This is a genomic window from Paenisporosarcina quisquiliarum (genome assembly GCF_043641925.1).
Lineage (GTDB): Bacteria > Bacillota > Bacilli > Bacillales_A > Planococcaceae > Paenisporosarcina > Paenisporosarcina quisquiliarum_A.
Genome location: NZ_JBHZRU010000017.1, coordinates 50,018 through 76,219, shown reverse-complemented (window position 1 = coordinate 76,219; position 26,202 = coordinate 50,018). Strand labels below are relative to the sequence as shown.

Below are 26,202 nucleotides of genomic sequence, written 5' to 3'. Positions count from 1 at the left end.
TTCAGTTTTACTTTTATATTGTAACAAAAAACAGGAGAACTCATTTTGATTTTATTTGAATCACTTTCTGACATTCCTTCATTTGGAATAGTCTTATACAATGGAAGTATAAAACAATTGGAGGCAACAACTTATGAGTGAATTCGACACAGTACAAGCCACAAAATCATTTCAATCCGTTGACACCTTAAAAAAACAATTACACGCACTGGGAATAAAAGCTGGAGACTCTATAATGGTCCATTCTTCATTAAAACAAATCGGATGGCTACCAGGGGGAGCGAAAGCCGTAATAGATGCCTTGCTTGAAACGATTACGGAGGAAGGTACGATTGTCATGGCAGCTCAATCTGCAGAGAACTCGGAACCGTCATACTGGATGCTACCTCCAGTACCTGCAGATTGGCACGAACCAATCCGCCAACATATGCCTGCCTATGATCCTCACCTAACTCCTTTACGAGGGATGGGTAAAATCGCGGAATGTTTCCATCGCCATCCTAAAACGATTCGAAGCTATCATCCCGTTCATAGTTTCATGGCTTGGGGCAAACATGCCGAAGAATGGATGTTAGAACACCCACTGGAAGACTCATTTGGTATGAGCTCCCCACTTGGAAAGTTGGTAAATGAAGACGTGAAAATCCTCTTACTCGGCGTAGGATATGATTCTTGTACAGCTCTGCACTTATCCGAACATTTACTTGAGAATAAAACCTATACAAACCAAGCAGCAGCCATGATGGTTGACGGAGAACGTCAATGGATAGAGTTTCAATCTACAGATGGTGATTCTGATCGTTTCCCAGAAATAGGTGAAGCTTTCGAACAAGCACATCCTGAAGCCATCATTCTTGGTGTTATCGGACAAGCGAAAAGCCGTTTAATCGACATGAAACCACTAATTGAGTTTGGGGTGGAGTGGTTAAAAGAGCATCCGGTTGAAGAATAGATTGCAGACCAGCAGCTTAATAGCACAACACAAACATTCATAACAAAAAAGGACTGTCTACTAAGCCAGATGGTCCTGGATTCAATCCCGTTACAGACGGACGCGTTCCGCGGGCATGGCTTCAGTCTCCTCATCACTACGTTCTTCCGGGGCCTTCAGCTCATGCTATTCCCGCCGGAGTCGCCGTCTTCCACTACAATCTGTCAAGATTAAATAAGCAATTTACTAAAAAGATAAATAAACAGGGATAGGAAAAATCTTTCTTTTTCTATCCCTGTTTATAGCATTTCTAATTTCAGAAAAAGCTTTACCCCATCTTGTTAAAATAATCGTTTGTAATCGCCCTCATAATTATCTCCATTTAAATTGTTGGTCATGAAGTAATTGTAAAAATGCATCGACGACTTGCGGGTGAAATTGTGAGCCTCTGCCCTTTATAATTTCTTCAATTGCTTGATCCACCGTTAAAGCATCGCGATAAGGACGATTTGTCGTCATTGCATCAAAAGAATCTACCACGGCAATTATGTATGCTTCTAGTGAAACTTCTTCTTCTTTCAAACCAAAAGGATATCCTTTTCCGTCATATCGCTCATGGTGCTGCTCAACGATAAAAGCTGCTTCACGTAACCAGGCAATCTCATGATTGCGCATCATGTCTGCTCCGTTGGTTGTATGTGCTTTCATCAATTCCCATTCCTCTGGTGTAAGTTTACCTGCTTTATTCAAAATATCTAAAGGCACTGAGAGCTTTCCAATGTCGTGAAAATAAGCTCCCCATATTAACATGGTCACCCGGTCAATAGGTTGGTCGAGTTTCTTCCAAAGGTCAATCGAATAATCTTTAATTCTTGAGCAGTGCTGATATGTATAGCCATCTATTTTTTCGATTTCTTCTGCTTCCTTTTGAATCATTTCGATATCACTAAACGTTGATTCAAATACACTTTCTGTCGTCTCTACTAAAATTTCCGCACCTAATTCACTATAAATAGTTAATAATTCTTCATATTGTGAAGCATCAAGAGTTTCACCGGCGTGCAAAGTAAACATCTGATTCTCATGCTCTACCTCGACTTGTCCAAGAACGACCGTATATTTTTCAATCACTTCAATCTCTTCTTCAGGATATCTTATCCAAAATGATCGATCTGGACGGACAGAATGTAAGACGTAAGCAATTTCATCTGACTTCCCGATGTATGTAGATACCGCATTACCCATATCTAATCGATAGAGTGAAGATCGTTCTTTAATATCTTTAATTTGTTGTCTAGTAAGTGGCATGATGATCTCCTTACGGTGATTAATTCAGAATAATCAATTTTTTATTAATTATACCTTTTTTATATCCATTAGTCATTAGTATTTGCATAATATTGTATGAAAACACATTCTTTTGTTATGTTTAATGAAGAAATTCGAAGACGGGAAGGATAACTAAAATGGCTGATATACGAATTCAAGAATTAAGAACAGAGACACAATGGATTGACGCCTTCTCTCTCATGTCTCAATTAAGAACTGAGCTAAATGTTGATGAGTATTTAAAACTCTTAAAGAAAATGACATCAGAAGGCTATCAACTCTTTGCTTTATACGAAGAGAATCAAATGAAATCCTTAATTGGATTAACTATAAGAACCAATTTTTATAATAAATCACACGCATACATATATGATTTCGTTTCAGATCAAAACGAACGTTCAAAAGGTTATGGACAACAGTTGTTGTTATATATTCATCAATGGGCAAAAGAGCAAGGAGTAGAATATATCGCTCTTGAATCAGGCATTCAAAGAACAGAAGCTCATCGCTTTTATGAAGAAAAAATGGAATATGACAAGTGGTGCTATTCATTCCGCAAAAAATTGAATTGACTTTTATTGGATATAAAAGGAAGGTTTTCAGTTTAGTAGTAGCGAATAATATAGTTAACAAACTACTAAAACTAATAGGAGCATGAGAAATGGTCGATCCACCGCTACAATTTATTGAATTTATTCGTAAGAACGAAAAAGATATGATTTCATTTAGCCACTTAGCTGGCTCATATGCCATCATCCAAGTTCGTGACGAGATTCTATTTGGTTATAATCGATTCCGAAAAAGATGGGAGTTGCCGGCAGGTAGACGAGAAGGAAATGAAACACCTAAAGAGTGTGCCATTCGCGAATTATTCGAAGAAACTGGACAAAAAGTTGACCATCTATCATTTCAAGGAATCGCTAAAATAAAAAACCTGGATAAACAAATCATAAAATACAATCCAATTTTCTATTGTAAGATTGACGAACTGAGTGACTTTATTCCAAATGAAGAAATGGATCGGATTACACTATGGGACTTAACAAGAGATATTGGTCCCGTCGATCAAGTCGACCTGCAAATTTGGAAGGCTTTAAGGAGTTCACCAAAAATGTGCTTTAAGTTTTAGGAGATGATGAATCTGGAACACTGGAAAACGATTAGCTCACATTATATTTATCAATCCCCTTTTGGAAACTTACGCAAAGATACATGTGAATTACCCAATGGTCAGATCATTCATGATTATTATGTAAATGAATATAGTGATTGGGTCAATGCGGTTGTCGTTACCAAAAAGAAGGAAATTGTATTAGTTAAACAATACCGCCATGGCACTCAAAGTAGTTTTCTAGAAGTTCCTGCTGGGAAGCCTGAAAATAATGAGACATTGGCAGAAGCAATTGTTCGGGAAGTAAAAGAAGAAACTGGATTTGTCTCAAATCTGCCGCCTATTTTATTAGGTGAATTTTATGTAAATCCAGCAACACAAAACAACAGAGTCTATAGCTTTCTAATAACTGAAGCTGAATTAGTTGCTGAGCAAGAGCTAGATGACACTGAAATAATTGATGTACATACGTTTGACATGAAAACCATGAGCCGTTTAATAAAAACAAATGAAATTAATCATTTATTTACGGTTAATGCTTTTAATCTAAGTAAGGAATTTTTGATGACTTAGAGTGACCAAATTTATTCACTCCTGAACATCTATTAACTAAAGGATTCTTTAACGAGGAAAGTTGAGGGGATTTCTTGAAACAACCCACCTTTGAATTCTTTCCTTTCGATACGATTAAAGGGGAAGAAATTGATTTACTTATTGAACGAAAAGTACCGGGAAATGTGGACAAAAACTATGTCCCCGCTTATTGGTATGCCATAAATTTATCTGGTACGAACCTGACGATCGGAACGATAGATCTCCGAATTGGGACCAATTCACGTACTTATTATGGTGGAAACATTGGATATGCAATTGATACAAAGTATAGAGGAAACCATTACGCTGCAAAGGCGTGCCAATTGCTTAAACAAGTAGCCCTTGCACACGGAATGCATGAAATCATCATCACTTGCAACCCTGACAATATCGCTTCCAATAAAACTTGTATTCGTCTTGGAGCAGAACTACTAGAAGTTGTCGATTTGCCTATAGATAATGATATGTATTTAGAAGGTGAGTTTCAAAAATGCATTTATAATTGGAGGATTTCTTCATGACGATAGTCTATGTAAACTGGGGTCAGTCTCTTGTGAAATTAACATGGATCCCAAAACAAGAACCACCTCAACGTGAAAATATCACAAGCGTTCATGGAATGTGCTTTTATGAAGAAAAATTACTGTTAGTGAATATTAAAAACCGAGAGTGGAATATCCCTGGAGGACATATTGAAATAAACGAAACCCCTTTGGAATGTTTTAAGTGCGAAGTTTTAGAAGAAGCTTGTGTCGAAGGTGACTGTGAATATCTTGGATTCGTTGAGGTTAATCATTCCGAGAATCCAGCATGGAGCTCTGACAGCCCCTACCCTTTAATCGGTTATCAAGCTTTTTTTCGTATGAATGTAACGACAGTCCACCCGTTTGATGCGAACTACGAATCTTCTCATAGAAAGTTCATTCATCCACATGAAGCATCTACTCACAATGCGGATTGGCATGAGGTTTATGAAGGGATTTTGCAATCTGCTCTCTTGGTCAATTCGAAATTTACATATTTATAAAAAGGGGTTGTCCGATATGATTGAAAAAATCTCTTTCCCAATTAAAGCATTTAATCACAATAGAACAATTCGAGTTTTTACACCTAGAGGTTATCAAGATGCGACAAAATGTTACCCCGTTCTGTATATGCATGATGGGCAAAATGTCTTTGAAGATCAAGATGCTATACATGGAGTTTCTTTAGGTTTAAAAGATTACTTGGATTCAAACGAGATAGAAATTATTGTTGTTGGAATAGACACGAATACTGAAGGAGAAGAAAGAAAAAACGAGTATTGTCCATGGGTCGACGGTGAATTTAGTAAGAATTTATTAGGTAAGCCAAGTTACACTGGCGGTAAAGGAGATGCTTACGTAGATTTTATTGTAAGTGAACTTAAACCCTACATTGATTCTACATATCGCACATTAAGCGAGTCGACCAGTATCGGAGGAGTTTCATTAGGTGGATTAATTTCAACCTACGCCGCATGTAAATACCCCGATATCTTTAGAAACGTGATTAGCATTTCTTCAGCTTTTTGGCGCAATCAAGAAGAAATTGAGAAGCTCTTAAGAAACACAAATTTATCTTCTATAGAAAAATTCTACATGGATAGTGGAACAACGGAAGTAAAAAATGATGAACGAATTAGTAAGGGATTCTTAGAATCTAACCACCGAATTTATAATATTGTTAAAGAAAAAATACCGAACTCAACATTCCTTGTTATTGAGGATGCTGAACACCACTATTCTTATTTTAAAGATAGAGTACCAGGTATTTTCACATATCTACTCTCTTAAATACATTGGTGACAATCTAGAACCATAAAAACGCTTGGAATACCCAAGCGTTTTTTATGCTTTAAACTTCATCTAGCCACTCGAGTAAATCTTTTACCATTTCTAAAGAAAATTGATGGTTATTATTTTCATGAATTATAAAGTCAACATTATCTCGGCCTTCATTTTCAATAAGATATTGATAATAATCCTGCTGACCTTTTATTGAAATAATTGCATCTGAATCACCATGCATGAGAAGTACAGGAGCATTACACGAAGTTCGACCAATCGGGTTATACTTCTTCATCACCTGTTCTTCTTCAATCGGTAGTGCACTTCGATGGTCCTTTTCCCTAAACAGTTTTTCCGACAATAGGAAAGAACCTGATCCGTTAATGTTGACTAAACCACCTATGTTTTTGTGATTAGAAAAAATACCATTCGCGATAAAGCCACCCATAGAGCTCCCAACTAGAATCACTTCCTCCATTGGGACATTTAAATGTTCAATGAAATCATCAAATTCATCGATTGTCTTGTATATGGTTTTCCAAAAATAACGTTGAGTAGTTTCAATACTGAAATGGTTTTCTAACGGCTTTCTAGTGTCGTGATAAATAATTTCTGGAACAACAACTCTATGCCCCCTAAATGCCATTTCTTGAGCAACATCATGATTACTCTCCACACTTGTTCCCCAACCATGATAAAAGATGACGGTCTTACCGCCAGAGCTTTGTACTTCTGGTTCAAATAACTTAAATTTAAAATCTTGAATCTGCATTTTATTCATGAACATTACCTCTGTCATTTGTTCTTTTTAATTACCTTATCATTTGCATCATTTGTTTAAAAGGATAGGTTTGTAAAATTTTTGAAACCTGAAACTTTTGCACTCCGTCTAATGTTTAAAGTTTTTTATTGGAGGCATCGAAATGAATGTTACCAGTTAGGGAAAGTTCTTCTTATGAGTACCATATTTTATTTGAAGATTTAATTGATCAATACAGTGAAGAGCTATTAAGGTTAGCTTTTACGTATGTAAAAAATCGTCAAGCGGCTGAAGACGTTGTGCAAGATGTCTTTTTGAGGGCCTATGAAAAAAGGGACGATTTTAAAGGACTGTCATCTTATAAAACTTATTTATACCGCATGACGATTAATCGTTGTTATGACCATTTGAGAAGTTGGTCATTTAAAAACATTCAAATCTCTAATAAAATCGCTTTAATTTTCCATGGGGATAATTCTACTGAAACATTAGCCATAACTAAAAATGAAAAGTTCTTGCTCGGCAAAGAAATTCTAACCTTAGCTCTTAAATATCGAGAAGTTCTTATTCTTTATTATTATAAAGATCTCAATGTTGATGAAATCGCTACAATACTAAATTGTTCTACTAATACGGTTAAAACAAGACTTAAAAGAGCACGTGAGAAATTAAAAGTCAAACTTGAAAAGAGAGGAGGATACTAATTATGGATAACAAAATAAAAGAAGGCATTAATTCATACATTGGGGAAGAAAATTTATATACCAACCAGTTTAGAAATCGCTTGTTATTATCCAAACCAAAAAGCAAAACTACTGGATTTCCCCTTTTTAATAAACTAAAACCAGTATTAGCCTTAGTATTTCTTATCGTTGGTGGGGTAACCTATTTTATCCTCTCAAATGACTTGAATGATGACAGTACAACTGCAAGTAAAGATATAGTAGATAAACCCATTATTGAAGAACCTAAAACAGAGCCTTTTACTGAAAACTCTAACGAAGAATTTTATGAATTAGATAAACACGGATTACCCTTTCCTAAACTTGAAAGTGATTTAAATAATTTAATGTCTCATGGATATCAAACAGAACAACTAAATTCTCGAAATGTTGAAGTCTTAGAGAATTCGCTCAATGGTGTAGCAATTGATGAAAATGGAACTTTAGTAGTTGAATTTAAAGATTTTCGAAATGAGTTCGGCAGCCTTGCTACCAATGAAATGGGTGTTTTTCTTTGGCCGCTGCATGATACTATCTTTAAATACGCTGAAGTAAAACATGTTTATTTCACTTTTGAAGGAAGCTTCACCGACTGGTATATGTGGGGGCAGTCAGGGCCTCTACCTATGGTCAGAAATATAGAACGGTATTTAGACGATAACAAAGTTTTATTTGACGAATTAATAAAAAATCATGCTTTCCACAAAAACATGTATCAAAAACTTCAAGAGGCAAATATGCCAAATAAACATGCTGCTGCAGTATTTATTCTATATATTGAAGCACTAAGAAATAATGATGTTTATGAAGCTACTAGATTTTCAAGTTCTACAGAATCTGAAATTGAAGATGTCTTGGAGAAATATGATTTAATGGACTATACCTCTCTTTCAATCGAAAGCATAACTCCTAGTCAAGGTGAACCTGAGTATTTAGTCCGTCTTAACTTCAAACAAAAAGATGGTAGCACAGGTTCAAAGTCAATATTCATTCAGTTTTGGAGTCCAGATGAAATCACAATAGCTGATCACATTAAAATAGATAATGTTACTTATTAAAAAACCGCAAAATTGATTGTTGTGGAAGACGGAGACTACAAGGTTATAAGCGTGTCTTAGTGAGGAGTCACAGCGATAACAAATATACAAAAAAGGTCTTACACCTTCAATGGCAGTAAGACCTTTCGCATGTGTATTAAATTACATCATCTTTTTTAGGCGTTGTTTCTTCATACTCCACTTCATGCTTTGTATCATGAAGGGATGATCTATCGCTATCATCTTTTTTACCTTCCATTGCATCATGGAATGGAGCGTATTGATTAAGAGGAAGTCTGCGATGAGTAAACAATCGGCTTAATGTCCAAACAATTACACCAATTAAGATAATCAGCATGATATATCCCATGTTCTCTCACTCCTTTTCTTTTATTGTACATCACGATCAACTTGAGGAAGAATGTTTAATGTTGTAATTTTTGCACCTAATGTAATAATTTTTAAAGCTAATCTAGTAATTTTCGCACCTAATCTAGTAATTTCCAAGTCTAATCTCGTAAAACAGCCCATCTCACCACTAAAAAACCGCCTCCAAAGAAAGACTGGAGGCGGCAAAATCTTTAATTAGAATTAGCTTGCACTTCTTTAAATTCATCGTCGGTGAAAGCACGCGATCTTGTTAAAAACCGCTTACCTTCGACGCCTTCTAATGAAAACATGCCACCTCGTCCATCGACAACGTCAATAATAAGCTGGGTATGCTTCCAATAGTCGTATTGGCTTTTGTGCATATAGAAAGGACTGTCGCCGATTGAACCGAGTAGCACGTCTTGGTCTCCTACCATTAAATCGCCTTCTGGGTAGCACATAGGTGCTGAACCGTCGCAGCAACCGCCTGATTGGTGGAACATGACTGGACCGTGCTTGCTTTTGAGTAATTCAATTAGTTCAAGCGTCGCGTCCGTTGCGATAACACGTTCAATCATTGGTCATTCCCCTTTCGATCAAAAGAATCCTAATTTGTTTTCATTGTAGCTAACTAGCAAGTTTTTCGTTTGTTGGTAATGGCTTAGCATCATCAAATGATTTTCGCGACCGATACCAGACATTTTGTATCCACCAAACGCAGCGTGTGCTGGATATGCATGGTAACAGTTTGTCCAAACACGACCCGCTTGAATCGCACGACCGAAACGGTAAGCTGTGTTCATGTTACGGGACCAAACACCTGCACCTAGACCATATAAAGTGTCGTTCGCAATTTCAAGTGCTTCTTCATGTGTTTTAAATGTTGTTACTGACACAACTGGACCAAAAATTTCTTCTTGGAAAATACGCATTTTGTTGTTGCCTTTGAAGACAGTTGGTTTTACATAGTAACCGTCAGTGAAGTCTCCATCGATATTGTTTCGTTCTCCACCAATTAGACATTCTGCGCCTTCTTGTTTACCAATATCCAAGTAAGACAAGATTTTCTCTAATTGTTCATTAGATGCTTGTGCGCCCATCATTGTGTTTGGATCTAATGGATTACCTGTTTTAATCGCTTCAACGCGTGCCAAAACTTTTTCCATGAACTTGTCATAGATTGATTCTTGAACCAATGCACGTGAAGGGCATGTACAAACTTCCCCTTGGTTTAATGCGAATAAAACAAATCCTTCTACTGCTTTATCTAAGAATGCATCATCATGATCCATTACATCTTCGAAGAAAATGTTTGGTGACTTCCCACCTAATTCAAGCGTCACTGGAATTAAGTTTTGAGATGCATATTGCATTATCATACGACCAGTTGTTGTTTCACCAGTGAAGGCAATTTTACCGATACGAGGATTTGATGCTAGTGGTTTACCAGCTTCTAATCCAAAGCCATTCACGATATTTAGAACACCCGGAGGTAATAAATCCCCAACTAGTTCAGCGAATACGAGAATACTTGCAGGTGTTTGCTCTGCAGGTTTTAATACCACACAGTTCCCTGCTGCTAATGCTGGTGCTAACTTCCATACAGCCATTAATAACGGGAAGTTCCAAGGGATAATTTGTCCCACTACACCGATTGGCTCATGGAAATGATAAGCAACCGTATCGTCGTCAATTTGGCTCAATGAACCTTCCTGCGCACGGATTGCACCTGCGAAATAACGGAAGTGATCGATCGCTAAAGGCAAGTCCGCATTAAGTGTTTCACGTACCGCTTTCCCGTTATCCCATGTTTCAGCTACAGCTAACATTTCTAAATTTTCTTCCATGATGTCTGCAATTTTATTTAAAATAACCGCACGTTCAGCTACTGACGTTTTTCCCCAAGCGTCTTTTGCTGCATGCGCTGCGTCTAATGCTAATTCAATATCTTCTGAAGTTGAACGAGCAACTTGTGTGAAGTTTTTACCAGTGACAGGTGTCACGTTATCAAAGTATTGACCCTTAACAGGGGCTGTCCATTTACCGTTAATGTAATTATCATATTTCTCTTTAAATGTTACGAGTGAACCTTCTGTGTTTGGAAATGCATATACCATTCTCATGTTCCTCCCTTTGTACGAGTAATTCCCATTGTATGCGCTTTCACTAGTTTTCATGAAAACTATTAATCTAGGAAATCCTTCCCTTCAATATTGTCAGATAAAATAGAAAATTACAACTTATTTATATGTTTGGTGTTTATCTACATCAAAAAAGGTTTGTAGCCATTTTGCTACAAACCTCTTTTCTTCTATCAATCTTCTAATGTGTTTAATTCAACAATCATGCCGACTAATATGATGAATACGATGAAAAATGAGATTAACATTAAGACCATTTCACTCAACTCCTACCAAGTTTTGAATCCTTCTGATCCAGGAGGTGCATGGTGAATCATGCCGTATAACGGGATAGCATAGGCAATGATGATCAATGCAAATGCGATACCAATCCAAATCCACCAGTTTTCCAAGAATTTCGGTGTATGTTCTTTGTCACTATCAGCTAATGGGAATTCTACGAAGTCCGCTTCAAGTTCAGCTTTTGGTGATAAGAACATTGTCATCACAACAATGTAAATCAATAACATAGCTGATAAGAACAAGATACTTCCGCCGACAGCCATAGTTACGTGATTTGTTAAAATGCCATCAAACCATTCTAAAGCAGAAGGATGATTGTTATAACCAGTGTAAGCAGTTCTTCTAGGTGCGCCAAGAAGACCTAAAATATGTTGAGATGTAGACATTAACAACATACCAATTGTCCATGTGATGATTTGAATAAAACCTAATTTCTGCATTACTTTCGAGAATTTACGACCAGTTAAGTAAGGAACTAACCAGAAAGTAAGACCCATAAATGTCATCGCTACTGGTGTTCCAACTGTAATGTGGAAATGTCCGACAATCCACATCGTGTTATGAACGACTTCGTTTAATTGGAAACTTGCATTGATAATTCCTCCCGCTCCACCAGGAATGAAGAAGGCCATCGCGACAAATATAGAAGTAAAACGAACATCTTTCCAAGGTAACTTTGTAAACCAACCAAACAGTCCTTGACCACCATTTTTACGTCCAGCTCTTTCAAACGTGCCAAACATAGAGAATGCTGTTAAAAGTGATGGAATGATAACCATAAATGTTAATACGACTTGCAAGAACTTCCAGAAATTCGAGATACCTGGTTCTGTCAACTGGTGATGGAACCCAACCGGTATTGAGAACAAGATGAATAACACAAATGCTAAACGTGCTAATGAATCACTAAATACTTTAACGCCAAGTAATTTTGGAACAATCACATACCAGGCCATATAAGCAGGAAGTAACCAAAAATACACAAGTGGATGACCGAAATACCAGAACAATGAACGGCTTAACTCAACGTTAATTGTTTCGACCCAACCGAATGCCCAAGGAATGTATTGGAATAAAACCGTAGCAACTACCCCTAAACATGCGATAATCCACATAATAATTGTTGTGATGGTCATGAAAGCAAATAGTGGACTCAATTCACCTTTATGAGCTTTGCGCCAAACCACATAATGTCCGACCAAAGCGAAGCTGCTTATCCATGTTCCAACAATCACCAATGCAAGACCGACATAGTACCATCCGCTCGCTTTAAGTGGTGCATAGAAAGTATAGAGCACAGAAGCTTCACCAGAAATGATCATGACAGTCGCCATCACCGTTCCGATTGTCGTAACCCAGAATCCGATCCATGAATAAAGAAGAACTTTAGGTCCGAAACTTCCTAAGCTTTTACTCATTCCTGTAACAAAGAATCCAAAAATAAAGTATGTTGTAAAAATAAGGGCAAGTAGCACACCATGTGCCGTTAAAATTTGATAATAATCTAACCAGCTTGGTAATTGTAGGGCATCATTTCGAATGAAAACCTGTAATAATCCGCATAATGTTCCGATAAGGAATGCGATATAAGCAACGCCGATATTCCATAGAGCTAATTTGCGATCTTGTGCAGCAATCATGATCAATACACCTCAATTTCTGTAGACATGAAATGATGTCCAGAACCACAGTATTCATTGCAAAGAATTAAATACTTTCCAGGTTTGTCAAACGTATATGACTTCGTTGTGATTTGACCCGGAACGACCATCATATTCACTTTCGTGTTATCTATCGTAAAACTGTGAACGACATCTGTACTCGTCACTTTAAAAATAATTTCTTTTCCAGCAGGCACTTTCAATTCAGGTGCTGTGTAACTAAAAGCCATCGCTACAATCGCCACTTGATACGTATCATCATCTAATTGTGTCACTCCTGGGTTATCAAATGGTGCTGTTTCATTTACTTTTTTCGGATCAATCGTATCCATTCCTCCTGCAGGCGTATGGCCATGAGAAAAGGCACTGATACCTACAACACTTAAGAAAACAACAAGTGATGCGATACCAAAAATCAACCATATTTTTTCATATTTATGAAGATGCATTTTTTCCACTCCTTATTTAACGTGCTACATACATGTAATAAACGACTACCCACATGACAATGATGATTACGCCAACAGACATGACGCTTACAAATGTTCCTTTTAGATTCTCTTCCTTAGCTGGCTTCGTTTTCTTCAAATTCCTCACCTCGAAATTCATTCTTCCATTAAGTTATGTTCAGCCTAATTGATTAAGAGGTAAATCATTGTGACTTTTATCACACTCAAGACGGATTTCATACAAGTGTCAATAAATAGACAAAAAAAAAAGCGATTCACCTCGAAGGGCAAATCACTTGCTAATCAATTTTACAAAATGCTATTGGGCAATCTTCACATAGAATTTCATCTTTTAAATATTGGAGATCATGAATATAAATTTTCCCATTCACCATCGATACTTTACCTAGTTTCTTCAACTCGTTTAATAACCGATTCACCACTTCTCTCGTCATTCCACAGAAGTTAGCCAGTTCTTGGTTCGTCAACACCATATCAATTAAAATACCATGTTCATCTTTCTCGCCATAACTATTCGTGAGACGGATTAAGGTTGAATAAAGCGCACCCTTTTTCCCATGTAATAGTAAGTCCCTAAATTTAGTCTGGGTTTTCTGATGGTTCACACCCATCCATTTCATAAACGCAACAGCTAAATCCGCATTTTCAGCTAATTCCTTTTCAAGGTCATCAATGCTTACTTTGACGCACGTAACATCCTCTAATGCTTTTGCATCTAACATATATTTGGCATCTATCGAAAAGAGCGTAACTTCCCCAACCAATTGGTTTCTTCCGCAAATTCTCAAGGTCAATTCTCTACCTTCAGAAGTCACCTTACCAATTTGAACTTTTCCTTGTTGAATGAAATAAACACCTTTTATCGAATCGCCTTCTCTAAAAAGATAACTGTCTTTTTTATATTCTTTCACACTATGCCGAATGGAAAGTAACTCTTTTAATTCTGAAGAAATAACTCTTTTTTCTTCACTCAAAATAAGTCCTCCTTCCTCAATTTCTCTCTTATTTAAATGGTATCATAGTCTTTATTTTAAAGGTAGGGAATTCCAACTGTCTGCTGACTCACCTAAATCATACAACTGTTCATAATAGGTTATAATGAAGGTACTAAAAAAAGCAGGTGATGATAGATGCGTATCAATAAATATTTAAGTGAAGCTGGAATCGTTTCTAGACGCGGTGCGGATAAATGGATCGAGGATGGCCGAATTATGATAAACGGCGTAAAAGCTGAATTAGGTAGCAAAGTTGAGCCTGGGGATGAGGTCCGTGCAGACGGAAATCTAGTTAAACATGAAGATCCTTATGTCTATATCGTGTTAAACAAACCCGTTGGAATAACAAGTACTACGGAACGTCATATTCAAGGGAATATAGTCGACTTCGTCAATCACCCTTTGCGTATTTTTCATATTGGTCGCCTCGATAAAGATTCACATGGTCTGATTTTATTAACAAATGACGGTGACATTGTGAATGAAATTCTTCGAGCTGAAAATGAACATGAAAAAGAGTACATTGTGAAGGTAGATCAACCAATTACACAGGATTTCCTTCAAGAAATGGCAGAAGGTGTAGAAATATTAGATACAAAAACACTCCCTTGTAAAGTAGAGAAATTGTCATCTAATATCTTCAAAATCACGCTAACACAAGGATTGAATCGTCAAATTCGTCGCATGTGTACAGCCCTCGGTTATGAGGTAAAAAGCTTGCAACGTGTACGCATTATGAACATCTCAATTGATAACTTACAAATTGGACAATGGCGCGAACTAACGAAAGATGAATTAAGCGAATTATTTTCCATGCTTAACTATACGCCAAAGAGGTAATAGAAGAGTAAGAGATGGAGGCGATTTAGATGCTATCAATTACACATACTAAAAATCTGACAGGCGCCATTGTAAGCGGAGACTATTGGGATATCGATGAACTCAATCATGCTATCTATGCTGTGATTGGTGAAGAAGGAAAATACTATGATCTAGAGGGTTCACGAGCACGCATCCTCAAAGTATGTCATGACTTCCGCCAAGCAAGCCAAGGAGAGCGTAACATTGAATTTGTTAGGAACGGTCTTCATAAAGATTCAATGAAAGAACACGATTTGGTCGCTCCAGAAAAAAATGTGTATTTTACGGTTGAAATATTATGGCCAGAACTCATTTTTGCAGCGATTGCTTTAAACGATTTCATCAAGCTATACCAAAAGAAACATTCATTCCCTTTACTCGACGCTCACGTAACAACAATTCGCAAGTTCCAATCAGCGATTGGTGCATCCTTAAGTGAAACGCTTGATGAAGAAGAATTTCAGAATTTCATGAAATTGCTAAACAATCAAGAAACGAATGTGCATAAGTACGCCATTCAATTTGTCGACGTGTTAAATTTAAACTACATTAAAATGACGAAAGAACAACGTGAAGAAAGCTTAGGAAAGTATGCATTAAAACTAGCAGTTCAGGATAATGAGTATGTAGCTTTTCGTAATCAAGTCATTAAATCTGCCAACGTTACAAAGAGTACAATTCATGATTTAGCACTTACAGCTGAATACCCAGAAGACATTGAATGGTAAAAGAGTGCATTTCTGCACTCTTTTTTCTTTGACCAAAAATTCATTTCGAGTAATTTCTTATTCTTTGGATCGTTAATTACTTCATCAATTTCACATCTTCAGTAAGGACTTGAAATTCCAAATCATTAAGTGATCGCGAAATGTCAGGTGTCCTTAATAATTTCACAGAAATTCATTAATTCTTATCTCAGACTCATAAAACTCAATATAAAGCTGACTAGAATTCGAACTACCGTCTTTTTGTTTAAAGTTCAGATTAACTTCTGTCACAGGTTCTCCTTCGCTATGAATAATACTCTCAATTGAAAATGAACTGTAATCAATATTTTTATACATTTCGATAAGTGATTCTATGTCAGTATCCATGGTAAGTGAATGCTGTGCATACTTTTTAACTTCTTTTTTATCTTTATTCTTAAGCCCTTCTAAATACAAAATAAATATGCCCGCTGCTTCATCATCAATTAGTTTTCCATCTAGAAGAATTTGATACATTTTTTTGTAATATGAGTGTTTGGCTACTAAAGATTTAACTTCAAACTCATTTGGGTTAGGGTAACCTATTGCTTTTAATTCATCTGGAGTCATCTTAGCTAACTCTTCTAGAGAATAAAAATTAGGGCTATCAGTATTTAAATCACCCATATCGAGTGATTCACCATATCGATTCATTGGTTCGTAAGTAAACTCTAACCATTCACACCAATCGTTAAAACTTTCTTCAAATGTAAAGTAGACTGCATTTACTTTTGGATATTTAAAAACAATATCACTTAAAGGAGCGAGGAATAACCCTTTTTCATTTGAAGTCAGGCTTCCAAAATCACTACGGAAGTCTTTAAATTCAATCACAACAATTCCCTCTTCATTGATCGACACACCATTTACCGAATTCTTCAAAACCTCAGTATTTCGAAAACTCAATTGTTTAAAACCATCTTGCATAAGATTGTTCAAATCGTTTTCTAGTTCAGGAAATGCTTGACCATGTGTATTTAAATCAAATACATATTGTCTGAACATAGGCTCCATAATTCCTATCCATTCCTGCCAAGCGGTAAGATTACCATCAAAACTAAATTGAGTAGATTTAACTTCCGAGTATTTAAAAATAGCGTCATAAAGTGTCCCTAAAAATGCAGTTTTTAATTCTGAAGAAGGACTAGGAACTTCACTTCTAAAATCTTTGAATTCTACTAGTACCATGCCTTTTTCATCAATGGAAACACCATTAATAGAATCATTCATTGACTCTAAAATTCCTAATTCTAAATTTGGCGTTAACATAATTTTTCTTAAATCATCCTCTAATTTTTGAAATTGTTCCCCGTGGCTACTCAATTCCATTACAAGGTGACTAGGATCTACAGGTTCTACTATTACAGGTTTTTCTACTGTTTCCTTATTCCCTTTATTTGCAGTAGAAAGTTCGTCATTTTGTCCAATAGAGAAGAAAACAAAAATGACAGCCCCAATACTAAGAAATAATAATGTAAATGTAGGCAATAACCTATTTATTAGAGGATTTCGCTGAGGCTTACTCTTATGTGCATTGGATAGAACTCGATTTCTTACTTGGGGGGTAAACAGTTTTTCTTTCCCAATGTAATGTTCAATGCTTTCTTTGATTTTTTTCTCATCCATTTATAGTTCTCCTCTCTTTTCAAGATGGACTTTTAATTGTTCACGAGCCCTGCGTAGCCTAGTTTTAATGGTATTTCTCGAACAAGCTAAAATTGTTGCAACTTCTTCAATACTTAGCTCTTTAAAATAGTAAAGAACAATCACTTCTCGATATTTGAGATCTAAAGACAAGACCTCTTTCCCTATCGTGTGTCGATCATCGTTTGTAATAACTTCACCTTCAGTTGTATTTCCACTTTGAAAAAATGAACTAATTTTATCTGAAATTCTTTCATTTTTATAAGACCAACTTCTTAAATGATCGTAACAACGATTTATGGTCATACGGTATAAGTAGGTTCTATAAGTTGAATGACCTCTAAAGGCTTCTCTTTTCTCGTATGCTCGTAAAAAGACATCTTGTATGATATCTTCGGCTGCTTGCTTATTTTTCACATAGGTATATGCCAATCTCATGAGTTCTTCACCATATTGGTCAACTAAGTCCTCAAAAAAGAAATGGTTAAACTCTGAACTCTCACTACTCGATAACATCCATTTTTCAACCTCCTGTAAAACGTTGAACATTAGACGGAGCACTTCAGTTCAAGGTTTCAAGTTTTATAGAAAAAATAAAACGCTAACGATTGTTAGCGTTTCTATCTTTAATACTGTGGTATTAAGAATTTTTAGGAGTTAAATAAAATCAATCCAAATGAACAATTTCAAGCGTAAGAAAAATATCATTCGTCCTAATTCTAATAGTCCTTTATTTTGTTCTCCCATAAAAGTAACCTTCTTCATAAATGCCATCTTTCCAATACATATTCCCTTCATTATCATACGCTTCGATTTTTAGAGGGTCTGACTTACCATTGTCAGCTTTTTCTAAAACATCAAATGTTGTAAACCATATTCTTTTCCCTTCATTTATTTCAATAATTTTCGCATTTCTTTTTAATGTCTTTTGTTTTACAATCACTTCTTTTATTTCCTCATCAGTAATAACACCTGCAAACAAGACCAATGGAATCTTAGGGGAATTTCTCATCGTCCAATTAAACCCATCTTTCGGATTTCCGTTAGCATTACCGCCACCTGAGAAGTAATCATCTTTTATTGAAAAGAAATCTGCCCTAAACCCAGTTTGATCTTCATATAAAATAATTGTTCCATCCTTATAATTTTCTGTGTGAAGTATGTTTGTAGATTGAGGAAAAGGTACTTTTTTCATAATTTGATTTTCGACGTTGTCACTATCTTTTAAATTACAAGCACTTGTTATTAGAACTATTGAAATAATAATAACCAAGATACTTAAATATCTTAATTTCAACGCGTATCTCCTCCTTATTTAAATTTTCCCCAAAAATACATCACAGTTCTTCATATGTATGATCTAACGTAATCGTCATATCACCAAGTGTGATAATATTGCTTGGTCTGCAAAGACCATCCATGTAAACACTAATGATTCCTTCTATTACCAGCATCAAAAAAACAGAAGACTACCCACATCACTGAAGACGGAATAACCAGAAGACATTGAATGGTAAAAGAGTGCATTTCTGCACTCTTTTTTCTTCGCTGTTTTCGCAAAGTCTTTTGTTTTAGGGTTGATTGATTTATATGCAAAATACCATATAATGGAATTGATCGTTGTTCAAAAAAAGAGAAAAGAGCAGATTAATTAAGTAAGGGGGAGTAAGATATGTTAATCTACGCTATATTTTTTGCGGGAATTCTACCAACAGTTTTTATCTGGAATTTAACAAGAGAAATTAAAGAAGACAATAAACGTTTGATAAAATTACTAGAAGAAAGGAAATAAATCTTTCCTCTGTAGTTTTAACCTTAGTTTATGAAGGACCAGAATGCGACAGTCCTTTTAAATTTCCACAGGGGTTTTCTTTGATTTTTGGCACTTATAAATTCATTTGGAGTAATTTCTTATTCTTTCAAATGGAGCTAATGTTTCTGGTAATAGCAGGTTTTCCTTTTTTAAAGGTGTCTCTCTTAAATTATCCATCAAAGCTAGTTCCACCTTCAAGCCTTCCATCATGCCTTTAGCAGATAAGATAAGAATGGTAATAAACAAAATTGGGATGAAGGAAATCCAGGGATAAGTTGTCCAAAGGAATTCCCACCACATGCCTAGCAATCCTGCCCACTCGTTTGATAAAGACACCTTTTGCGTTTGGCCAAATAAATCTTCTCGGAAATAATACCCACCTATAAATAATCCAAGTACAGCCAAATGCGACATCAAAATGAGAGACTGAATAAAATCTCGAATAAAAATAATCGCTATTTGAGGGACTAAAAAGGGCTTAATATGTTTCGATACGATTCTCCAGTTAGTAGCACCTAAAACTCTAGAACACTCAATGAATTCTTTGTTCATGATTATCTTCACTTCATTTGCGATTAATACCGAATTCGTTGGCACGAAAAGTGAGGCTAATATAATGATAAATAATACGACACGATGCCAATAAGGCAGTGGCTGTGCACCTTCAACCAGTGCCCCATCAACTAAGATCATGCTGACATCTTGTATGAGAATCACATTTAAGAGAAGATAGGCAAGCAAGGTCATTGGAAAATAATTTAATGAGTCAACCATAGATTTGATTGGTCTCTCGAGTTTATTAAAATAAAAATGAAGAATTAAACCGAAAATGATCGAAGGAAAAACTCGTAAGAATGTAATGATTAATGCAGCTGCAATTGTATATTTGGTTCCAACAATCATCACAATTAACAAATGCCGTCCAAACCCATCTGTTCCAAATGGAGGAAATTTTTTAAAACTATATGGTGCAGGTAACGGCTTTCCGTCAGCCGCAAAAAGTAACGAAGTTGTAGGAATATGATCCTTAAAAACGATAAAGTAAAAAATACTAACAAGGAATAAGCCACTAATTATGACAAAACCGGTTAGAAATAATTTATTTAATAGAAGTTTTTTCATTAAATTCATCTAACTCACCACTCCAATCTTTTGCCGGTCTGTTTTTCTATTAAGTTAGTGATTATGGCATATAATACGAAAACAGGCACAAAGAACATGATTAATGTAAAGGCAATCACATTTGGATTGGGATAAGTAATGATGAACGTAAAGATTCCATAAATGTTGAAGAGTTTTTCGAAAATCACCATTGAAGATAATAAATACAAAACTATCATTTTACTATGACTAAATAGGCTAGGTGTTATATTTCTCAACACATGATTGAAGAAAATAAACGTTTTGTTGTGTCCCTTACTTCTAGCTAACTCTACATAAGATTTTTCCCATTCTTCATTTACTAAATGGAGATTGATGCGATAAATCATAAATGCCGGAATTAATGATAAAGCTATGATGGGTAAGAAGTAAGTTTTCGTTCGAGATGAACCGGCAACTGGGAAAAGCAAATCCCCTGTTACATTTAAGTAATAAATAACACTAAATTGGATAATCATGATTATGAATAAATCAGGTAACGATTCTAATAATGAAACAATTTTGGATATATGATGAATAAGTTTTTTGGGCAATAGAATTGTGAAATAGGTAATGAATAAACCAACAACAAAGGAAATGAAGAGTGCTGACAGAAAAATAGTAAGAGAGTATAAATAGTAATCCCAAAAGTTCAGAAAAATGGAATACTCAAATTGAGTAGGACCTAAAATGATCAGTCTATCGGGGAAGATTAAAGACATCACGATATCCAGTATATTTTGAATAAATACGTTCCACTCCAAATGAATACCATTAATGGTGAACATCCCTACAAATGCGCTTAATAAGATAATACCGATCACCACAAATAAAAAACGACTCAATACAGATAAAGTTGTCCTCATAGAAACCCCCATTTTCCAACGTTGAATGAAATGTGATCCATCATCCAACATTACCATATAATAACAAAAAGAAAAAACACATTTTTTTAAATGTGTTTTTTCTTTTTCTATAAAGTTATTAAGTCTATTGCTTCATCAACATCACATCTTCAGTCAGTACAAGGAACCCCAAATCTCCAAGTGATTCCTTATGTGGTAAATGTGACTCTGCAATTCCTACCACTTTAACTCCTCTATTTTGACATTCCTTTAAAACGTGATTTACCATGGCCAAGAATTTTGTCGTGTCCTTTTTCAAAGCTACAGCTAAAATTTCTGCGTAGTCCGTATCACTTCGAATTGTTACACCAAAATAGCCTTCATTTTCAAAAGAAATAGAGAAATCAAATTGAACAGACCCATAATATTCTTTCATCATGGATAGCTGTTCTTCAGTTACAACTTCATTTTGTTTTATTACATTTGCCCACTTATCAAACTGAAAATCATTTTCTATTTTTGATGCATTAGTATGATTACTTTCACTTAATTCTTTAATTAAAATCGGAGAACGTCTGGTTACTTCAAACCCTTTGGATAGGAAAAAGTCGATTTGCTTTTTCCAGTCGCTTCTAAATCGTTGCGCAAACAGTTTAGCTCCAAACTCATCACTTTCCGCAAAGCCATATACACGTTTATATAATTCATCTTGAACAATACCTTCATATCCTGGTAACACCCATGGATACCCGAGAGATACAAATTCCTTACTCCCCGTGAAGCTCATATACCCTATCATTTGATTTCCATCAAAAGCGAAGCAACGTGATTTTGGATGGAAGTTCTCGTGTTCAATGAATAAATTCGGTGAAATCGTAGGTTTCCATGCATAGGGAAGTAGTTTTGTACACTTAATCCAGAAGTCTATTTGTCTTTGCAAATCTTTCTTGCCCACATAAAATCGATAAGTAATCGTCATGACAGTTTTTCACTCTCACTTCTATCGGATATAAATTGAAGTTGGGGATAAGATGTTAATAATTTCACTTTAGTGAATAGCTTCTTTAAAGTATTATTCACAATTGGATTGTGCATAAATATACTCCCTCCCTTTTAGGTATATATTTATTGTGTTGCATAGGGACAGAGTAATCAATCACTTTCGAAAATCCGGCTTATTAATAGAGGTTTAAATTATGAGAGAATTTAGCAATTTAGATATGAGGTAGTTGAAGGGTTAAGAAGTTTTTGACATCGAAAATAAACTAAGTTGAGATTTACAACACTCAATCAGCAGAGAAGAAAGTTTTCTTCCATTATTAAAATCTTGTGGATTGTTCCATAGTTCTTGAAAAACTTGAGTAATGACCTGCTCACAGATGTCAGGTTCCGTAGTTGTTTTAGTCACAATATTCCATAGCAGTTTCTCATAGCGGTTATAAATTTCTTCTAAAGACTGACGGTCTTTATTACAAAGACGGAAAATTAAACGCTCATCAGTGGTCACATGATCACACTCCTTCTATTAGTTTGTACCCATATATCTCGAATGCAAACTTTTCGATGTGCTAAATGGTTTTTACGGTATTAAAAAGCACTTGGATTTCTCCAAGTGCTTCACTATTACTCAACTAATTCATATGTGAGAGATTTTCTTTTCATCAATGCAAAAACTCCAGCACCAATTGAGATGAATGCTGATAGATAGAAAGCAACTTCAATCCCTTGGTATTCGGCTAACCAACCAAAAAGAAATGTAGCAATTCCAAAAGCACCCGTAGTTAATACGGTTTGAACTGAAAACACATGACCTAGTTCATCAATTTCCGTTTGAGTCTGCAACACCATCAACTGGGCAAGCATTTGTAACTGTCCAACCACTCCCAGAAGTAAGGATAAAATCAATGCGACCACCGCAAATACGGGATAGATAAACCATATCGTTAGTACACCTGTTACAAGACATCCAATTAGAATGAGCCAATGTGCGGACACGCGAGATAGCTTAGCGAAAAAATAACCACCAATGATAAAACCACCTGAGTAAAACGCATTAATATATCCCCACCAGGCTTCACTCTTGCCTAAAATGCTGTCGACATACACATATAAAATAGCAGAAATCCAAACCGCTCCCGCAAAAGCGACTACCGTATCAAGAATGAGAATATGGCGAATGGATTTGTTTGAGAAACTATATGTCCATCCTCCAGACAATTGTTCTCGAATGGAATGAACAGCTTTCTTTACCTGTTGAATTGGTTTTATTCCAAAAGTTAAAATCCAACCGATTAAATAGAGAAGAATTGTTATGACAATAAGCGGACCTCCGCCATAATAAGCGACAAAGAACGCTCCAAGTGGCCAACTCACCAAATTAACGGTGTTATCTGAAATTGCCACTAAGCTATTGGCTTTAGGTAACTCGGCTTTCCCAACAAATTCAGGAAGCATAGCTTGACGAACAGGAGCTGCCCATCCATCAAGAAAAGCGATGATACTAACTAAGAGTAAAATCCATGACAATGCCTCATCTTTCAATAAAAAGACAGCACCCAACACCACGATTTTCCCCACCATAGAAGCATGCAATATACGATGTAAAGCAAATCGATGCAATAATAGTGGTGTTAAAAAACTACCGATTAACCGAGAGAAGGTAATCGTTAACGGAATATACGTTAAAGCTAAAATAGATCCAGTTGATGCATATACAACTTGAATTAACCCCACGATGTATAAGATATCACCCGCGTTAGCGAGTATTTGACTCACCCATAAAAATAAAAAAGAACGACGATCATTCATGTAGATCACTCCCTAAATCTATTCAATTTTCATTTAGAAAGATAAAATTCTACACTCGTCGCACCCTTTCCCCGTTAATAGGCATATTATATTCATTATAAGTGACTTCAAATTCACCTTCAATAAATGATTTGACCGCCGTTTCCAAATCTTCTTATCTCGCATTTATTAAGAGAGATAGATTGGAGGTGAAATCTTTATGTATCGACCTATGAATCAGTCCCGCCATTGCAGACAACATGGAGTTCAACCGATTGTTTGCCCACCTTTGTGTCGCTATACAGATTCTTTTGTACAACGGGAGGTTCCTTATATCCAACCTCTAATTAATGTAAATCGTCAACATATTGTTGATGTTCCTAGAACTTACTACGAACAAATCAATCAAACTGTTATCGTTCCTCCAAACCAAATGCGTCCAAACCGTTTCCGTCGTTTTTAAAGACCCCCTATATTAGAAAGAAAGACATCCTCTTCCATTATTGTTGTGAAAGAGGATGTCTTTATCTTAACAATAGTTAATATGGCGATTTGCTTAATTAATATGGCGTTTAGCGCGAATAATTTGGCGTTACGGACTGATAATTTGGCGCAACAGTCCAGTAATTTGGCGTTACTCATTGATTTATTGGCGTTAGATGAAATTTTGGGCTTTTGAAGTGGCAGAAGATGCGGAATCAATAAATATTTTTAAAAAACGCGTAGACGACAATCGTCTACGCGCTTTTTCAGTCTACCAATTGAATAAATTGTTTCGTACGTTCATGACTTGGGTTCTCAAAGAATGTCGCCGGATCAGCTGATTCGATGATACGTCCTTCGTCTAACATGATGACACGGTCCGCTACTTCTTTTGCGAACTTCATTTCATGTGTCACAACAACCATTGTCATACCTTCTTGTGCTAATTGTTGCATAACCGCTAGAACTTCCCCAACCAATTCAGGATCGAGTGCAGAAGTTGGTTCATCAAACAATAACACTTTAGGTTCCATTGCTAGGGAACGAGCAATCGCAACACGTTGCTTTTGTCCACCTGACAATTTACTTGGATAGACATCTGCTTTATCAGAAAGACCTACTTTTTCAAGTAATTGTTTTCCTAATACAATCGCATCCGCCTTCTTCATTTTTTTCACAATTATCGGTGCTTCAATGACATTTTCCAATACCGTCATATGCGGAAACAAGTTAAAGTGTTGGAACACCATGCCGACTTCAGCACGAATTTCTGAAAGCTTATGTTTCTTCGGATCGATTACTTGACCATCAATTTCAATCGTCCCTTTATTGATGCGCTCTAAAAAGTTAAAACACCTTAATAACGTACTTTTACCTGATCCACTAACACCGACAAGAACAACCACTTCAGAAGGAGCGACTTCGAGATCAATGCCTTTTAACACTTCTAAATCGCCGAACGATTTATGAATATTTGATCCTTTTAACATGAGCGTCCCTCCTTATTTGTCGACATTCAATTTATTTTCATACAGTTTCAATAGATACGTGAAGATCATAACAAGCACTAAATAATATGCCCCAACCACTAAATACGTTTCGAGTGACTGCCAATTTTGTGCTGCTTCTCTATTAGCCATCGCAAACAATTCAGGAACACTAATAATATAGACAAGTGAAGAGTCTTTTAGCGTAATAATGAATTGATTGCCAAGTGGTGGAATTGACCGTTTTAAAGCTTGCGGGAATACAATTCGACGCATACTTTGAGAACGAGTCATCCCAAGTGAACTACTCGCTTCACGTTGACCTTTATCAATACCTTGAATGGCACCACGGAAAATTTCTGCAATATAGGCACCATTATGAATACCTAAAGCAATCGCACCTGCCCAAAATCCAGACAGCACAATTAGTGAAGTAATCCCAAAGTATAAAAACATAATTTGTACGATTAGTGGTGTTCCTCTAATAATCGTAATATACAAGTTTGCGATAGTTTGTAATATTTTTGAACGAGAAATTTTCATTAACGCAAATATTAAACCTAGGACTGTCCCTAACACTAAAGCAACTGCAGTAATTTTTAACGTTGTGAGTGTCGCCTCTAAAAATCCTGGATACGTTCGTAAAAACACTTCAAAAACGGTTTGAATTAATTCCATATTGTTCTC

Annotated in this window: 31 protein-coding genes; 12 read left to right on the top strand and 19 right to left on the bottom strand. The window is 36.0% G+C overall.

Annotation, left to right across the window (positions count from 1 at the left end):
• Positions 1-133: 133 nt before the first annotated feature.
• A complete protein-coding gene (locus ACHUE4_RS13000) occupies positions 134-952 on the top strand; it encodes an AAC(3) family N-acetyltransferase (RefSeq protein ID WP_394190709.1) in 819 nt (272 codons plus the stop codon).
• A 351-nt stretch (positions 953-1,303) separates the two neighbouring features.
• Here the strand turns inward: ACHUE4_RS13000 and ACHUE4_RS12995 are convergent, their stop codons facing one another.
• Complete coding sequence (locus ACHUE4_RS12995; protein WP_394190707.1) at positions 1,304-2,239, bottom strand: HD-GYP domain-containing protein; 936 nt, start codon at positions 2,237-2,239, stop codon at positions 1,304-1,306.
• 158 nt (positions 2,240-2,397) lie between these two features.
• Here ACHUE4_RS12995 and ACHUE4_RS12990 point away from each other — a divergent pair, with 158 nt between their 5' ends.
• The 6 genes from ACHUE4_RS12990 to ACHUE4_RS12965 all read left to right on the top strand — a co-directional run bounded on the left by ACHUE4_RS12990 (position 2,398) and on the right by ACHUE4_RS12965 (position 5,779).
• Positions 2,398-2,832: a GNAT family N-acetyltransferase gene (locus ACHUE4_RS12990; protein WP_394190705.1), complete on the top strand. Its 435-nt coding sequence runs from the start codon at positions 2,398-2,400 to the stop codon at positions 2,830-2,832.
• Between the two features lie 89 nt (positions 2,833-2,921).
• Positions 2,922-3,389, top strand: a complete 468-nt coding sequence (locus ACHUE4_RS12985) for an NUDIX domain-containing protein (protein ID WP_394190703.1) — start codon at positions 2,922-2,924, stop codon at positions 3,387-3,389.
• 6 nt (positions 3,390-3,395) lie between these two features.
• The gene (locus ACHUE4_RS12980; RefSeq protein ID WP_394190701.1) at positions 3,396-3,944 is read left to right on the top strand and encodes an NUDIX hydrolase; all 549 of its coding nucleotides are present in this window, start codon (positions 3,396-3,398) and stop codon (positions 3,942-3,944) included.
• 74 nt (positions 3,945-4,018) lie between these two features.
• Positions 4,019-4,486, top strand: a complete 468-nt coding sequence (locus ACHUE4_RS12975) for a GNAT family N-acetyltransferase (RefSeq protein ID WP_394190699.1) — start codon at positions 4,019-4,021, stop codon at positions 4,484-4,486.
• A complete protein-coding gene (locus ACHUE4_RS12970) occupies positions 4,483-4,992 on the top strand; it encodes an NUDIX hydrolase (protein WP_394190697.1) in 510 nt (169 codons plus the stop codon). The genes ACHUE4_RS12975 and ACHUE4_RS12970 overlap by 4 nt, the downstream gene beginning before the upstream one ends.
• 16 nt (positions 4,993-5,008) lie before the next feature.
• Positions 5,009-5,779 carry an alpha/beta hydrolase gene (locus tag ACHUE4_RS12965; RefSeq protein ID WP_394190695.1) on the top strand — a complete coding sequence of 257 codons (771 nt, stop codon included), beginning with the start codon at positions 5,009-5,011 and terminating at the stop codon, positions 5,777-5,779.
• Between the two features lie 61 nt (positions 5,780-5,840).
• Here the strand turns inward: ACHUE4_RS12965 and ACHUE4_RS12960 are convergent, their stop codons facing one another.
• Positions 5,841-6,554 (bottom strand): alpha/beta hydrolase family protein, encoded by a 714-nt coding sequence (locus tag ACHUE4_RS12960; protein ID WP_394190693.1) that lies wholly within the window; start codon positions 6,552-6,554, stop codon positions 5,841-5,843.
• A gap of 146 nt (positions 6,555-6,700) precedes the next feature.
• Between ACHUE4_RS12960 and ACHUE4_RS12955 the strand changes: the two genes are divergently transcribed.
• Both ACHUE4_RS12955 and ACHUE4_RS12950 read left to right on the top strand, forming a co-directional pair.
• Positions 6,701-7,237, top strand: a complete 537-nt coding sequence (locus ACHUE4_RS12955; RefSeq protein ID WP_394190691.1) for a sigma-70 family RNA polymerase sigma factor — start codon at positions 6,701-6,703, stop codon at positions 7,235-7,237.
• A gap of 2 nt (positions 7,238-7,239) precedes the next feature.
• On the top strand, positions 7,240-8,313 hold the full coding sequence (locus ACHUE4_RS12950) for a hypothetical protein (protein ID WP_394190690.1): 1,074 nt from the start codon (positions 7,240-7,242) through the stop codon (positions 8,311-8,313).
• A 136-nt stretch (positions 8,314-8,449) separates the two neighbouring features.
• On the opposite strand, the gene ACHUE4_RS12945 is transcribed toward ACHUE4_RS12950, so the two are convergent.
• The 7 genes from ACHUE4_RS12945 to ACHUE4_RS12915 form a co-directional block, all read right to left on the bottom strand.
• Positions 8,450-8,662, bottom strand: a complete 213-nt coding sequence (locus ACHUE4_RS12945; RefSeq protein WP_394190688.1) for a hypothetical protein — start codon at positions 8,660-8,662, stop codon at positions 8,450-8,452.
• A 211-nt stretch (positions 8,663-8,873) separates the two neighbouring features.
• Positions 8,874-9,239, bottom strand: a complete 366-nt coding sequence (locus tag ACHUE4_RS12940; protein ID WP_394190686.1) for a DUF779 domain-containing protein — start codon at positions 9,237-9,239, stop codon at positions 8,874-8,876.
• Positions 9,240-9,257: 18 nt separating this feature from the next.
• On the bottom strand, positions 9,258-10,778 hold the full coding sequence (gene adh, locus ACHUE4_RS12935; RefSeq protein WP_394190684.1) for an aldehyde dehydrogenase: 1,521 nt from the start codon (positions 10,776-10,778) through the stop codon (positions 9,258-9,260).
• A 293-nt stretch (positions 10,779-11,071) separates the two neighbouring features.
• Positions 11,072-12,724 carry a b(o/a)3-type cytochrome-c oxidase subunit 1 gene (locus tag ACHUE4_RS12930; protein ID WP_394190682.1) on the bottom strand — a complete coding sequence of 551 codons (1,653 nt, stop codon included), beginning with the start codon at positions 12,722-12,724 and terminating at the stop codon, positions 11,072-11,074.
• 2 nt (positions 12,725-12,726) lie between these two features.
• Entirely contained in the window at positions 12,727-13,194 is a 468-nt protein-coding gene (locus ACHUE4_RS12925; protein WP_394190680.1) for a cytochrome c oxidase subunit II, read from the bottom strand.
• A 16-nt stretch (positions 13,195-13,210) separates the two neighbouring features.
• Positions 13,211-13,342: a cytochrome C oxidase subunit II gene (locus ACHUE4_RS12920; RefSeq protein ID WP_394190678.1), complete on the bottom strand. Its 132-nt coding sequence runs from the start codon at positions 13,340-13,342 to the stop codon at positions 13,211-13,213.
• A 151-nt stretch (positions 13,343-13,493) separates the two neighbouring features.
• Complete coding sequence (locus tag ACHUE4_RS12915; RefSeq protein ID WP_394190730.1) at positions 13,494-14,168, bottom strand: Crp/Fnr family transcriptional regulator; 675 nt, start codon at positions 14,166-14,168, stop codon at positions 13,494-13,496.
• 177 nt (positions 14,169-14,345) lie between these two features.
• On the opposite strand from ACHUE4_RS12915, the gene rluF reads away from it, so the two are divergent.
• Positions 14,346-15,050 carry a 23S rRNA pseudouridine(2604) synthase RluF gene (rluF, locus tag ACHUE4_RS12910; RefSeq protein WP_394190676.1) on the top strand — a complete coding sequence of 235 codons (705 nt, stop codon included), beginning with the start codon at positions 14,346-14,348 and terminating at the stop codon, positions 15,048-15,050.
• Positions 15,051-15,079: 29 nt separating this feature from the next.
• Positions 15,080-15,799 (top strand): DUF6904 family protein, encoded by a 720-nt coding sequence (locus ACHUE4_RS12905; RefSeq protein ID WP_394190674.1) that lies wholly within the window; start codon positions 15,080-15,082, stop codon positions 15,797-15,799.
• 162 nt (positions 15,800-15,961) lie between these two features.
• Here ACHUE4_RS12905 and ACHUE4_RS12900 read toward each other — a convergent pair whose 3' ends face one another.
• From ACHUE4_RS12900 to ACHUE4_RS12865, 8 genes are all read right to left on the bottom strand, one after another.
• The gene (locus ACHUE4_RS12900) at positions 15,962-17,443 is read right to left on the bottom strand and encodes a hypothetical protein (RefSeq protein ID WP_394190672.1); all 1,482 of its coding nucleotides are present in this window, start codon (positions 17,441-17,443) and stop codon (positions 15,962-15,964) included.
• Positions 17,444-17,977 carry a sigma-70 family RNA polymerase sigma factor gene (locus ACHUE4_RS12895; RefSeq protein WP_394190670.1) on the bottom strand — a complete coding sequence of 178 codons (534 nt, stop codon included), beginning with the start codon at positions 17,975-17,977 and terminating at the stop codon, positions 17,444-17,446.
• Positions 17,978-18,191: 214 nt separating this feature from the next.
• The gene (locus ACHUE4_RS12890; protein ID WP_394190668.1) at positions 18,192-18,758 is read right to left on the bottom strand and encodes a hypothetical protein; all 567 of its coding nucleotides are present in this window, start codon (positions 18,756-18,758) and stop codon (positions 18,192-18,194) included.
• Between the two features lie 597 nt (positions 18,759-19,355).
• A complete protein-coding gene (locus tag ACHUE4_RS12885) occupies positions 19,356-20,405 on the bottom strand; it encodes an ABC transporter permease subunit (protein ID WP_394190666.1) in 1,050 nt (349 codons plus the stop codon).
• Between the two features lie 5 nt (positions 20,406-20,410).
• The gene (locus tag ACHUE4_RS12880) at positions 20,411-21,280 is read right to left on the bottom strand and encodes an ABC transporter permease subunit (RefSeq protein WP_394190664.1); all 870 of its coding nucleotides are present in this window, start codon (positions 21,278-21,280) and stop codon (positions 20,411-20,413) included.
• A 124-nt stretch (positions 21,281-21,404) separates the two neighbouring features.
• Complete coding sequence (locus tag ACHUE4_RS12875; RefSeq protein WP_394190662.1) at positions 21,405-22,238, bottom strand: hypothetical protein; 834 nt, start codon at positions 22,236-22,238, stop codon at positions 21,405-21,407.
• 258 nt (positions 22,239-22,496) lie between these two features.
• Positions 22,497-22,766 (bottom strand): RNA polymerase sigma factor, encoded by a 270-nt coding sequence (locus tag ACHUE4_RS12870; RefSeq protein WP_394190660.1) that lies wholly within the window; start codon positions 22,764-22,766, stop codon positions 22,497-22,499.
• A 116-nt stretch (positions 22,767-22,882) separates the two neighbouring features.
• Entirely contained in the window at positions 22,883-24,067 is a 1,185-nt protein-coding gene (locus ACHUE4_RS12865) for an MFS transporter (RefSeq protein ID WP_394190658.1), read from the bottom strand.
• A gap of 199 nt (positions 24,068-24,266) precedes the next feature.
• Here ACHUE4_RS12865 and ACHUE4_RS12860 point away from each other — a divergent pair, with 199 nt between their 5' ends.
• Complete coding sequence (locus ACHUE4_RS12860) at positions 24,267-24,509, top strand: hypothetical protein (RefSeq protein WP_394190656.1); 243 nt, start codon at positions 24,267-24,269, stop codon at positions 24,507-24,509.
• 286 nt (positions 24,510-24,795) lie between these two features.
• On the opposite strand, the gene ACHUE4_RS12855 is transcribed toward ACHUE4_RS12860, so the two are convergent.
• Positions 24,796-25,518 (bottom strand): amino acid ABC transporter ATP-binding protein, encoded by a 723-nt coding sequence (locus ACHUE4_RS12855; protein WP_394190654.1) that lies wholly within the window; start codon positions 25,516-25,518, stop codon positions 24,796-24,798.
• Positions 25,519-25,530: 12 nt separating this feature from the next.
• Entirely contained in the window at positions 25,531-26,193 is a 663-nt protein-coding gene (locus ACHUE4_RS12850; RefSeq protein WP_394190652.1) for an amino acid ABC transporter permease, read from the bottom strand.
• Positions 26,194-26,202: the final 9 nt, after the last annotated feature.

Excerpts from the sequence above, each read along its gene's own strand:
- ACHUE4_RS13000 (WP_394190709.1), top strand. The coding sequence starts at position 134 with ATGAGTGAATTCGACACAGTACAAGCCACAAAATCATTTCAATCCGTT.
- ACHUE4_RS12995 (WP_394190707.1), bottom strand. The coding sequence starts at position 2,239 with ATGCCACTTACTAGACAACAAATTAAAGATATTAAAGAACGATCTTCA.
- ACHUE4_RS12990 (WP_394190705.1), top strand. The coding sequence starts at position 2,398 with ATGGCTGATATACGAATTCAAGAATTAAGAACAGAGACACAATGGATT.
- ACHUE4_RS12985 (WP_394190703.1), top strand. The coding sequence starts at position 2,922 with ATGGTCGATCCACCGCTACAATTTATTGAATTTATTCGTAAGAACGAA.
- ACHUE4_RS12980 (WP_394190701.1), top strand. The coding sequence starts at position 3,396 with ATGAATCTGGAACACTGGAAAACGATTAGCTCACATTATATTTATCAA.
- ACHUE4_RS12970 (WP_394190697.1), top strand. The coding sequence starts at position 4,483 with ATGACGATAGTCTATGTAAACTGGGGTCAGTCTCTTGTGAAATTAACA.
- ACHUE4_RS12965 (WP_394190695.1), top strand. The coding sequence starts at position 5,009 with ATGATTGAAAAAATCTCTTTCCCAATTAAAGCATTTAATCACAATAGA.
- ACHUE4_RS12960 (WP_394190693.1), bottom strand. The coding sequence starts at position 6,554 with ATGAATAAAATGCAGATTCAAGATTTTAAATTTAAGTTATTTGAACCA.
- ACHUE4_RS12955 (WP_394190691.1), top strand. The coding sequence starts at position 6,701 with ATGTTACCAGTTAGGGAAAGTTCTTCTTATGAGTACCATATTTTATTT.
- ACHUE4_RS12950 (WP_394190690.1), top strand. The coding sequence starts at position 7,240 with ATGGATAACAAAATAAAAGAAGGCATTAATTCATACATTGGGGAAGAA.
- ACHUE4_RS12945 (WP_394190688.1), bottom strand. The coding sequence starts at position 8,662 with ATGGGATATATCATGCTGATTATCTTAATTGGTGTAATTGTTTGGACA.
- ACHUE4_RS12940 (WP_394190686.1), bottom strand. The coding sequence starts at position 9,239 with ATGATTGAACGTGTTATCGCAACGGACGCGACGCTTGAACTAATTGAA.
- adh (WP_394190684.1), bottom strand. The coding sequence starts at position 10,778 with ATGGTATATGCATTTCCAAACACAGAAGGTTCACTCGTAACATTTAAA.
- ACHUE4_RS12930 (WP_394190682.1), bottom strand. The coding sequence starts at position 12,724 with ATGATTGCTGCACAAGATCGCAAATTAGCTCTATGGAATATCGGCGTT.
- ACHUE4_RS12925 (WP_394190680.1), bottom strand. The coding sequence starts at position 13,194 with ATGCATCTTCATAAATATGAAAAAATATGGTTGATTTTTGGTATCGCA.
- rluF (WP_394190676.1), top strand. The coding sequence starts at position 14,346 with ATGCGTATCAATAAATATTTAAGTGAAGCTGGAATCGTTTCTAGACGC.
- ACHUE4_RS12905 (WP_394190674.1), top strand. The coding sequence starts at position 15,080 with ATGCTATCAATTACACATACTAAAAATCTGACAGGCGCCATTGTAAGC.
- ACHUE4_RS12900 (WP_394190672.1), bottom strand. The coding sequence starts at position 17,443 with ATGGATGAGAAAAAAATCAAAGAAAGCATTGAACATTACATTGGGAAA.
- ACHUE4_RS12895 (WP_394190670.1), bottom strand. The coding sequence starts at position 17,977 with ATGTTATCGAGTAGTGAGAGTTCAGAGTTTAACCATTTCTTTTTTGAG.
- ACHUE4_RS12885 (WP_394190666.1), bottom strand. The coding sequence starts at position 20,405 with ATGAATTTAATGAAAAAACTTCTATTAAATAAATTATTTCTAACCGGT.
- ACHUE4_RS12880 (WP_394190664.1), bottom strand. The coding sequence starts at position 21,280 with ATGAGGACAACTTTATCTGTATTGAGTCGTTTTTTATTTGTGGTGATC.
- ACHUE4_RS12875 (WP_394190662.1), bottom strand. The coding sequence starts at position 22,238 with ATGACGATTACTTATCGATTTTATGTGGGCAAGAAAGATTTGCAAAGA.
- ACHUE4_RS12865 (WP_394190658.1), bottom strand. The coding sequence starts at position 24,067 with ATGAATGATCGTCGTTCTTTTTTATTTTTATGGGTGAGTCAAATACTC.
- ACHUE4_RS12860 (WP_394190656.1), top strand. The coding sequence starts at position 24,267 with ATGTATCGACCTATGAATCAGTCCCGCCATTGCAGACAACATGGAGTT.
- ACHUE4_RS12855 (WP_394190654.1), bottom strand. The coding sequence starts at position 25,518 with ATGTTAAAAGGATCAAATATTCATAAATCGTTCGGCGATTTAGAAGTG.
- ACHUE4_RS12850 (WP_394190652.1), bottom strand. The coding sequence starts at position 26,193 with ATGGAATTAATTCAAACCGTTTTTGAAGTGTTTTTACGAACGTATCCA.